The organism is Streptomyces sp. NPDC042100 (genome assembly GCF_055582325.1).
In genome coordinates this window covers 175,587-186,689 of sequence record NZ_JBVJDK010000015.1, presented here as the reverse complement: position 1 = coordinate 186,689, position 11,103 = coordinate 175,587, and the positions used below count along the sequence as shown (strand labels likewise).

The following is an 11,103-nucleotide window of genomic DNA, read 5'->3' as shown; positions in this document are numbered from 1 at the left end:
GTCCTTCTGGTCATTCGGCCACCGCCGCCTTCCGGGCGTCGCCCCGCTGTTCGAGTTGCGGCAGCCGGCCCAGCTTCCCGGGGTGCCAGGGCCCGGCACCCTCGCTCGGCCAGGCCCGGAACTCCAGGCCCAGCTCGTCGCAGAGGAACTGGACCGCGTACCGGCCGCTGGTCGCGGCCCGGATCAGGCCGCCCATGCCGGTCCACTGCCCGGCCATCGAGAAGCCGCCCAGCCCCGGCAGCCGCATCCGGTCCCGGTCGACCAGCGCGGTCGACACGTCGTCGGCCTCGGAGAACGCCTTCCAGGCCAGGATGCTGCCGTAGGTGTTGCCGGTGTACCGCTCCGTCGTCGCCGGTGTCGCCACGTTCACCAGCTCGATCCGCTCCTCGATGCCCGGATGGCGCTCGGCCAGGAACGCGCGCAGGAAGTCGGCGACCGCCGCCTTGCGCTCCCGGTACGCCTTCCGGTCCGTCTTCCGCAGCTCCTGCCAGGACCGGTGGTCGGTGAAGTACGTGCAGTGCAGCACCGACTTCCCCGCCGGGGCGAAGCCGTCCGCGTAGTCGGAGCGCCGCTGCACCACCAGGCTGTGCTGGAGGCTGCCCGGCAGCGCCGCGCCCCGCTCGGGCCCCAGGAGGTACGTGGTGCTGTGCGGCTCGCCGTCGGGCAGCGGGCCGTCCAGGCCGACGAAGGCCGAGACCACCGCCGGGTACAGGTTGTCCGGGCGGTCCAGCAGCTCCTTGTACAGGCGCTCGGTGCGCGGGCTGGTCCACCGCCCCTCCAGCAGCCGGTCCAGGACCGTCGGCCCGTCGCAGGCGGCGATCACGTGGTCGGCGAAGTGCTCCTGCCCGTCCTTCAGCCGTACGCCCACGGCCCGCCCGTCCTCGACGAGGATCCGCTCCACCCGGGCGCGGTAGCCGATGTGCCCGCCGAGCCCCGTGTACCGCTCCTCGACCGACCGGGCGAGGCCCAGCGAACCGCCTTCCGGGAAGCCCGCGTTGCCGTTGTGCGCGCAGGACATCGTGAACAGGAACGGCAGCAGCGGAAAGCCGGTCAGCTCCTGGAGGAACACGTTCGGGAACGCCTGGCGCAGCAGCGGGTCCTCGAAGCGGTCCGCGAACCGGCGCATCGGCGTGGCCGCGGTGCGCCAGTACAGCCGGAACGCGGGCAGGATCCCGAGCACCGTCCGCGCCTTCTCCGACAGCGACTTCAGCGGCGGCGGCTTCAGCTCCCACCGCAGCTCAAGACCCGCGAAGCGCTTGAGGTCCCGGCAGAACGCCCGGATCAGGCGCGCGTCGCCGGGCGCCAGCTCCAGCAGGTGCTCCCGCAGCCGGTCCGGGTCGTTGTAGAAGGTCACCGACCGGCCGTCCTCGGCCACCACCCGGTTGAACTGGTCGAACAGGGTGATCCGCTTGCCGTCCAGCGCCCCGAGCTCGCGCCACACCTCGTTCGCCCCGGTGCCGGGGCCCGTCCCGATCAGCCAGTCGATGCAGTAGTCGAAGAGGTAGCCCTGCCGGGCCCAGGCGGTGCAGCAGCCGCCCGGCAGCACGTGCTTCTCGAAGATCCGGCTCTCCAGCCCGCTCATCTGCGCGTAGCAGCCGGCCGCGAGGCCCGACATGCCCGCGCCGATGATGATCACCCGGGGCCGCCCGCCGGGAGGCCGCGCCTCCCAGCGGGGCCCGCCGTCACGCACCGCCATCGGTGCCGCCTCCCGCGAGGAGCGCCCGCACCAGCTCCGCGTTCCCGTCCAGGAACGCGCCGTCCAGCATCTCCGCGTGCCGCCCGTGCCCCTCGCGCACGGCGCACCCGGCGGCGGTGGCCTCGTGCCAGCCGCCGGGCTCACCCGCCGCGAAGCGGCTCAGCTTCTCCTGGTCGGAGATCACCGCGATCGGCGCCCGCAGCACCCCGAGCGAGGGGTGCGCGCCGCAGTGCGCCAGATACTCCCGGGCCTGCTCCACGGTCTCCCGGGCGACGATCTCGGAGCCGGTGTGCCGGCGCAGGTGCTCCGCCAGCTCCAGCTCGAACTCGGCCAGCTGCTCCGCGCCCAGCTCCACGGCTTCGGCGATCCGGTACGAGTCCATGATCAGCACGCGGTCCACCGTGTGCCCCCGCCGCTCCAGCTCCCCGGCGATCTCGAAGGCCAGGTTGCCGCCGAGGGAGTAGCCGAACAGCGTGTACGGTCCGCCCGGGTGCAGCTCCTCGGCCAGATCCGCGTACCGGGCCGCCTTGTCCGGACCGGACAGGTAGTTGAAGGCGGCGAAGCGGTACGCGGGCAGCAGCGCCGCGAGCTGCCGGTAGACCAGCCCGTGCCCGCCCGCCGGAGGCAGGCAGAACACCGTCGCAGCCGGGTCCGCGCCCTGGTTGAACCACAGGTACGGCTCGGATCCGGGCAGCCGCCCGGTGACGACGTCCTCCAGGGTCCGGGCCATGCCGTGCAGGGTGCTCGTCTGGAACAGCCGCCCGACCGGCACGGACGCGTTGAACTCGGTCCGCAGGTGGTGGATCAGCTCGATCAGCCTGATCGAGCTGCCGCCCGCCTCGAAGAAGTCGTCCCGCAGTCCCGGCCGCTCCAGCCCCAGCAGCGACCGCCAGTGCGCGGCCATCCGCGTCTCGTACAGCGTCACCGGCGGCTCGTACCGCTCCGGCCCCGCCTCCGCGCGCGGCTCCGGCAGCGCGGCCGGATCGACCTTGCCGTTCGCCGTCAGCGGCAGCTCCGGCAGCTCGGTGAAGTGCGCCGGGATCAGATAGGTCGGCACCTGCTCGGCGAGGTGCCGCCGCAGCTCCCGGACGTCGGGCGCCGCGCCCGGCAGGGGCACGTAGTAGGCGCACAGCACGTTCTCGCCCGTCTCGTCCCGCCGCACCGTCACGCACACCTGCGCCAGCTCCGGCCGCGCGGTCAGCCGCGCCTCGATCTCCCCGGTCTCCACCCGGTGGCCGCGCACCTTCACCTGCCCGTCGGCCCGCCCGAGGAGGTGCAGCACGCCGTCCGCGTCCCAGTGCCCGAGGTCCCCCGTCCGGTACAGCCGTACGGGCTCGCCGCCCGGCGCGAGGGTCACGAACCGCTCGGCCGTCCGCTCCGGATCGCCCAGGTAGCCCTCGGCCACCCCGGCGCCGCCGATCCACAGCTCACCGGCCACCCCCGGAGGCACCGGCTCGCCGTGCCGGTCGAGGACGTACAGCTCGCAGTTGGGCAGCGGCCGGCCCACCGGCACCATCCGCCCCGGCTCCAGCCCCTCGGCGGGACCCTCGTAGTAGGCGCTGTCGATGGTGGCCTCGGTCAGCCCGTACGAGTTGACCACCCGGGTGCCCGGCCCGCACAGCGCGACGAGCCGCCGGTGCTCGCCCGCCCGCCAGGCGTCCGAGCCGACGATCACCAGGCGCATGAACTCAAGCCCCAGCCCCTCGCGTTCGCAGTGCGCCAGCAGCCCGCGCGCCACCGACGGCACGAACTCGGCGCAGTCCACGCCCTCCGCGCGCATGGTCCGGTACAGCCGCGCCGTGTCGAAGAGGAGGTCCCGGTCGACGAGGACCAGGGTCCCGCCCGAGCACAGCGCCCGGACCAGGTCCCCGGTGAACACGTCGAAGGAGACGCCCGCCATCTGCAGGTGCACCCGGGCGTCGGTGTCCAGCCGGTACTCCTGCTGCCAGGCGACGAACACCGAGGCCAGGTTGCGGTGGCTGACCCGCACCGCCTTGGGGCGCCCGGTGGAACCCGAGGTGTGGATCACGTACGCGGTCTGGTCGAGGCCCACGGGCGGCTCCGGCCGCTCCTCCGCCCCGGGCCGGTCCAGCTCGTCCAGGGTGACCGGCCGCCCCGGCAGCCGGGCCGCCTCGCCGGGCCGCCCGTCGGTCACGACCAGCGTGGCCCCGGCGTTCTCCATCAGCTCGGCCAGCCGCTCGGCCGGGTGGTCCGGATCCAGCGGCAGATACGCGCCCCCGGCCCGCAGCACCGCGAGCAGCGCGATCACCAGCTCCGCCGACTTCGGCAGCCGCACCGCCACCACCGCACCGGCCCCGACGCCGAGTTCGCGCAGGGAGGCCGCCATACGCCGGGAGCGCTGGTCCAGCTCCCGGTACCCGAGCCGCCGCCCGCCCGGCACGGAGACCGCGACCGCCTCCGGGAACTGCGCGGCGATCTTGCCGATCAGCTCGTGCACCGGCACGTCGTGGTCGATCCGCCGGTCACCGCCGCCGAACCCGGTCAGGATCCGCTCCCGCTCCCCGTCCCCCAGCATCGGCAGCCGCGCGGCCGGACGCTCGCCCGCCGCGCGGGTCAGCCCGTCGAGGAGGGTGCGGTAGTGCGCGGCCATCCGCCGCACCGTCGCGGCGTCGAACAGGTCGGTGTTGTACTTGAGCACACAGTGGAAACGCCCGTCGTTCCGGTCCTCGTACGCCGACAGCGTGACGTCGAACTGCCCCTCCTCCTCCGGGAGTTCGATGTACTCCAGCGGATACCCGAAGCGCTCCACGGCCACCTTGTGGGTGAGCAGGATGAACATCGCCTGGAAGACCGCCGACCGGCTCGGGTCGTGCTGGAGCCCCAGCTGCTCCACGAGCAGCACGAACGGGTACTCCTGGTTGTCCAGACCGCCGAGCACGGTGTCCCGCACCCGGCCCAGCAGCTCGGCCACCGACGGCTCCCCGGCCAGGCTCACATGGAGCGGCAGCGGATTGACGAAGTAGCCGTAGACGGAGGCGAAGTCCTCCTCGGTGCGCCCGGTCACCGGGCTGCCGACCACGATCTCGTCCTGCCCCGACCAGCGGTGCAGCAGCAGGTAGTACGCGGTCAGCAGCACCGTGTACACGGTGACGTTGTGCTCCCGCGCCAGCGTCTGCACCCGGGCGCTGAGCTCGTCGTCGAGCTGGAAGAACTCGGAGGCGCCGTTGTCCGTCTGCACCGGCGGCCGAGGCCGGTCCGTGGGCAGGTCGAGCGCCGGGACCTCCCGGGGCAGGTGCTCCCGCCAGTACTCCAGCATCCGCCGCGCCTCGGGCCCGGCCAGGAAGCGGTTCTGCCGGTTGAGGAAGTCCAGATAGCGGGCCGGGACCGGGGCCAGCTCCACGGGCCGGCCGGTGCGCAGCCCGTGGTAGACCTCGAACAGCTCCTCGATGAAGGTGAACGTGGAGATCGCGTCCGAGACGATGTGGTGGACGGCCTTCATCAGCACCCAGCGATCCGGGGCCCGCCGGAACAGCCGCAGCCGCACCAGCGGGTCCCGCTCCAGGTCGTACGGCCTGCGGTACTCCGCCACCAGCCGCGCGCGGACCTCCTCCCACGGCAGCCCCGCCACGTCGAACACCCCGGTGTCGGCGACGGCCTCGGGCCGCACCCGCTGGACCGGCCGCCCGTCCTCGGTGGTGATGTTCGCCCGCAGGCTCGGATGCCGGGCAACCAGCGTCCGGAACGCCTCGAACAGCAGCTCCGGATCGAGCTCGGCGCGCACTTCCACCGCGCCGCCGATGTTGTACGCGAAGCCGTCCGGATTGAGCTGCCGCAGGAACCACAGGGCCTGCTGGTTGTGGGTGAGCGGATGGCACGCCTCGTCGGTGAACGGCTCCACCGCCGTCTCCGCCGCCGGACCGCCCGCCGCCGCGAGCTCGGTCAGCCCCGCGTACAGCCGCTCGGTCAGCTCGCTCACCGGCCCGTTGCTGAGCAGCGCCACCACCGGCAGCGAGACCCCCAGCTCGGTGTGGGTACGGGCCCGCAGCTCCATCGCGAGCAGCGAGTCCAGGCCGAGCGAGCCGAGCCGGCTGTCCGCGTCCACCAGCTCCGGCCGCACCCGCAGCACACCCGCCGCCAGCTCCGCGAACCGCTCGGCCACCAGCGCCGTACGGGCCGCCTCGTCCGCGCTCCGGAACGCGTCGAGCAGACTGCCGCCCTGCCCCGCCGGGGCCTCCCGGGCCGCCGCGGCGGCCAGCGCCGACACCAGCGGCGGCGGCGTGGGATACCAGGACAGGAACACCGGCCAGTCCACCACCGTGGCCACCAGCAGCTGGGCCCGGTCCTGCCCGATCACCCGTTCCAGGACCGCCATGCCCGCCTCCGGCGCGAGCGAGCTCATCCCGCGCGCGTCCCGGTAGTGGGCGACGAGCCCGAGCTCCTCGATCATGCCGGTGGCCCACGGACCCCAGTCGAGGCTCAGCGCGGGCAGGCCCCGCGCCCGGCGGTGGTGGGCGAGCCCGTCTAGGAACGCGTTCCCCGCCGCGTAGTTCACCTGCCCGGCCGTGGTCAGCAGCGAGGCCACCGACGCGAACAGCACGAAGTGCTCGACCGGCTCCTCGCGCAGCAGCCGGTGCAGCAGATACCCGCCGTACACCTTCGGCCCGTAGCCCGCGTCGAAGGCCGCGCGGTCCAGCGACGGCAGCAGCACGTCCCGCACCTGCCCCGCGAGGTGGAACACGCCCCGCACCGGCGGCAGCCCGGCGGCCCGCCGCCCGGCCAGCCAGCCCTCCATCGCCGCCGCGTCGGTCACGTCGACCGCCGCGACCAGCACCTCCGCGCCCAGCGCCTCCAGCTCGCGCAGGAACGCGACCCGGCCGCCCTCGGGGCCGTCCGGATCGAGCCCGTGCCACGCGCTCCGCTCCGGCACCCCGGTGCGCCCGAGCAGCACCAGCCGCCGGGCCCCGCGCCGCACCAGCGTGCGGCAGAGCAGCCGCCCGAGCGCCCCGAACGCGCCCGTGACCAGATAGGCGCCGTCTGCGCGCAGCCGCAGCGGCAGCGGACGGGTCAGACCCGCCGGCGGGCGCAGTCGGCTGATGTGCCGCCGGCCGGACCGCAGCGCGACCTCGCCCTCGCCGTCGTCGGACGTGACCTCGCGCAGCAGCGCCTCGGCCTCGCCGGGACCCGCCACCGGGTCGAGGTCGATCAGCTTGCCGCCGTGACCGGTGAGCTCCTGCTGCCACAGCACCCGGCCGATGCCCCAGGCGGGCGCGCCGAACGGCTCCACCGGCTCGCCCGGCACCACCGCCTGGGCGCCCCGGGTGACGATGTGCAGACGCCCGCGCGGGCACGCCCCCGGCAGCACCTGCGCGAGCGGGACGAGCGAGTAGCCGCCGACCGTGCCGATGCCGGCGAGGTCCTCGGCCCCCACCGCGTCCAGCGACGGCAGGTCGAGGTTCCACAGATGGACCACGGTCCCGAACCCGGGCCCCAGCTCCTCGAACAGCCGCCGCAGATCGTCCGCCGAGTCGGGCCGCACGGTCATGTGCGGCGCCCCGCCCCGGTAGCGGCCCCCCGGCCGGACCAGCCGGCACCGCCCGCCGCGCGCCTCGACCGCCTCGGCCAGCCGCGCGCCGAGCCCGCCGGCGTCGGCGAACACCACCAGACCGGGCGCGGCGGAGCCGTCCGAACGCCCCTCCGGCTCCTTGGCCCCCTCGGCCGCCGCCTCCTCCCAGACGACCTCGGCCAGCCAGCCGTCGATGGTGCCCAGCTTCACCGAGGCGGCCACCCGGTCCACCGCCGCCGCGCGGAAGCCGTGGATCCGGCCGAGCGGCGCCCCGTCCTCGGCGTACAGGGCGAGGTCCCCGACCAGTTCCCCGTCGTTCTGCGCGGTCACGGTGGCGTGCGCCCACAGCGCACGGTCGCCGACCGCGTCCAGCCGCAGCTCCGCGATCCCGACGGGCAGCCGGATCCCGGCGGACCTGCCGCCCTCGCCGTCCGGCGCCAGCGCGGTGAGCATGGTCTGGAAGCAGGCGTCCAGGAGCACCGGATGCACATGGCACTCCGCCGCCCCGGCGCCCATCCCCGCTGTGGGCCGGATCAGCGCCAGCGCCTCGCCGGGCGCGGTCCACACCTCGTCGATGGCCTGGAACGCCGGACCGTAGTGGTAGCCGAGCGCCGCCAGTTCGCCGTAGCACTCCGCCCCGCCGAGCCGCCGCCCCGCCCGGGCCCGTACGGCCTCGGCGTCCAGCGGGCCCGTGACCCGGAGCGGCTGCCCGGTGCGGACGACCCCGCTCGCGTGCACCGTGCGGTCCGGCGTCCCCGTCGCGGCACCGGCGAGCGAGGCGATCGTGAATCCGGCCTCCTCCGGCGCGAAGGACAGCTGCACGGTCGCCGCCTCGCCGTCGGGCAGGAACAGGGCGCGCGAGAACTCGACGTCGGCCAGGGTCGCGGTGTCCCCGCCGGTCATCGCCCGGACGGCCTGCGCGGCCATCTCCAGATACCCGGCGGCCGGGAAGACCGTGCTGCCCTCGATCCGGTGGTCGGCCAGATACGCCAGCCGCTCGGTGTCCAGGCGGCTCTCCCAGGTCGGCTGCGCCGCGGAGGTGCGGCGCCCGAGCAGCGGGTGGTCGAGCCGGCCGAGCCGGATCTGCTCCACCGGCGCGGGCTCCACCCAGTACCGCTCGCGCTGCCACGGATACCCCGGCAGCGGCACCGGCCGCCCCTCGGGCTGGAGCACCGACCAGTCGACGTCGACGCCCAGCGTGTACAGCTCGGCGAGCGAACGGGCGAAGCGCTCGGGCTCGTCCTCCCGGCGCCGGATCGACGGCAGGGTCAGCCCCGCCACGGCCCGGCCCTCCAGGCACTCCCGGATCGAGTGGCCGAGCACCGGGTGCGGGCCGACCTCCAGGAACAGGCTGTACCCGTCGTCGACGAGCCGGTCCACGGCCGCGCGGAAGCGGACGGGCCGCCGGACGTTCTCCCACCAGTACGCCGCGTCCAGCTCCGGCCCCCGCGCCCGGCCCTCCCGGGCCGTCAGATACAGCGGGAGCCCGGCGGTACGCGGCTCGATCCCGGCCAGCGCCTCGTGCAGCTCCTCCCGGATCGGGTCCATCCGCACGCTGTGGTAAGGCACTTGGACATCGAGGAACCGGGCGAAGACCTGCTCCCGCTCCAGCCGCCCGGCCAGCTCGCGCAGGGTCTCCTCGTCGCCGGAGAGCGTCACCGACGCCGGGCTGTTCACGGCGGCGACCGACACCCGGTCCCGGTAGGGGCGGACCAGCCGCTCGGCCTCCTCCTCGGGCAGGTTCGCCGCCAGCATCACGCCCGTCCCGGCGAGCCGGTGCTGGAGGGTGCTGCGCCCCAGCGCCACCCGGACGGCGTCCTCCAGGCCGTACACCCCGGCCTGGTGGAAGGCCGCGATCTCGCCGGTGCTGTGGCCGACGACGGCGTCCGGCCGCACCCCGTAGTGCTCCCAGAGCGCGGCCAGTCCCGCCTGGACGGCGAAGTTGGCCGGCTGGGCGAGCCAGGTCTCGGCCATCCGGGACTCGGCCTCGGGCCGGGTCAGCTCGTCCAGCAGCGACCAGCCCGCCTGGCGGCGGACCTCGCGGTCGCAGCGCTCGACCACGTCCCGGAAGACGGGCTCGGTCTCCAGGAGCCCGCGCCCCATGCCCCACCACTGGGGCCCCATGCCGGTGAACACCCACACGAGCCGCCGCGCCCCGGCCTCCCGCAGGCGCCCCCGGACGGCCCGGGGGTGCGGCTCCCCGCGCTCGCAGGCGGCCAGCACCTCGTCGAGCGAGTCCGGCGAGCCGGGGGAGCCGGGCGGGGCGTGGACGATGGCCAGGCGCTCCTCGAAGTGCTGGCGGCGGTGGGCGAGCGTGTGCCCGATGTCGGCGAGCGGCACTCCGGCGGCGAGCTCGCGCCGGACCCCGGCGGCCAGTCCGGCCGGTCCCGAGGCGTGCCGGGCGCTCAGCGGGAGCACCGAGCGGGCGGGCGCCGGGCGGGTCGTGCGGGGCTCCCGTGGCGGGCGGGCCGGGGCCTCCTCCAGGAGGACGTGGGCGTTGGTGCCGCCGAAGCCGAAGGAGTTGACGCCGGCGCGGGCGGGTCCCTCGTGCTCCGGCCAGTCGACCGGGGCGGTCGGGATCTCGAAGGGCAGCGCGGCGAAGTCGACTGCGGGGTTCGGCTGTTCGAGGTGGAGGTGCGGCGGGATGCGGCGGTGCCGGAGGGCCAGCGCCGTCTTGATCAGGCCCGCGACTCCGGCGGCGGCCTCGGTGTGCCCGATGTTGGTCTTGACCGAGCCGACGTAGCAGCGGGCGCCCGGTGCCCGGCCCTGCGCGAGCACCCGGCCGAGCGCGCGGGCCTCGATCGGGTCGCCGACGGGTGTGGAGGTGCCGTGCGCCTCGACGTACTGGAGGCTGCCCGGCGTCACCCCCGCCTCGGCGCAGACCCGCTCGATCAGCGTGGCCTGGGCGTCGGCGCTGGGCACGGTGATGCCGTTGGTCCGCCCGTCCTGGTTCACTCCGCTGCCGATGACCACCGCGTGGACGGGGTCGCCGTCACGCAGCGCGTCCGAGAGGCGCTTGAGCGCCACGACGCCGACGCCTTCGGCCCGTACGTAGCCGTCGGCGGAGGCGTCGAAGGCGCGGGAGCGCCCGTCGGGGGAGAGGAAGCCGCCCTTGGTCTCGGCGATGGTGTACTGCGGGGCGAGGTGGAGCAGGGTGCCGCCGGCCAGGGCCAGTTCGCTCTCGCCGCGCAGCAGGCTCTGGCAGGCCAGGTGGACCGCGACGAGGGAGGAGCTGCACGCCGTGTCGATCGAGACGCTGGGGCCGCGGAAGTCGAGGCAGTGCGAGATGCGGTTCGACACCATCGTCATCATCGTGCCGGTCGCGGTGTGCGCGGCCAGCGTCTCGAAGCTCAGGTCGGCGAACTGGAGGATCTTGTAGTCCAGGGTGAAGGCGCCGATGAACACGCCGACGTCCCGCCCGGCGAGTTCGGCGGGCCGCTGCCCGCCGTCCTCCAGCGCCTCCCAGGACACCTCCAGGAGCTTGCGCTGCTGCGGGTCCATGTGTTCGGCCTCGCGCGGGCTGATGCCGAAGAAGTGGGGGTCGAACTCGTCGAAGCCGTCGATGTAGCCGCCCCGGCCGCCGGTGAGCCGGCCCGGCTTGGCCCGGTCGCGGCTGCCGAGCGTCGTGGTGTCGTACCGGTCGGCCGGGGTGGGGACGATGCAGTCCCGGCCCTCGATCAGATTGCGCCAGAAGGACCGGTGGTCACCCGCGTGTCCGGGGAGCCGGCAGCCGATGCCGATGATGGCGACCTTGTCACGGTGGGCGGCGTTGGGTGAGTCCGTCATGGTCCAATCCGGAAGGGACGACGCCTCGGTACGGGCCGGGCGGGGGGCGTGACGCGGACACGACGCCGAGGGGGCGCGGGACTCGCGCGGTACGGAG

The 11,103-nt window shown here is 74.8% G+C and carries 2 protein-coding genes; both read right to left on the bottom strand.

What is annotated here, in order from left to right; genetic code table 11:
- Nucleotides 1-10: 10 nt before the first annotated feature.
- The gene (locus ACZ6J5_RS29860; RefSeq protein ID WP_469396648.1) at nt 11-1,696 is read right to left on the bottom strand and encodes a phytoene desaturase family protein; all 1,686 of its coding nucleotides are present in this window, start codon (nt 1,694-1,696) and stop codon (nt 11-13) included.
- Complete coding sequence (locus ACZ6J5_RS29855; RefSeq protein WP_469396646.1) at nt 1,683-11,006, bottom strand: amino acid adenylation domain-containing protein; 9,324 nt, start codon at nt 11,004-11,006, stop codon at nt 1,683-1,685. Before ACZ6J5_RS29855 ends, ACZ6J5_RS29860 begins: the two co-directional genes overlap by 14 nt.
- Nucleotides 11,007-11,103: the final 97 nt, after the last annotated feature.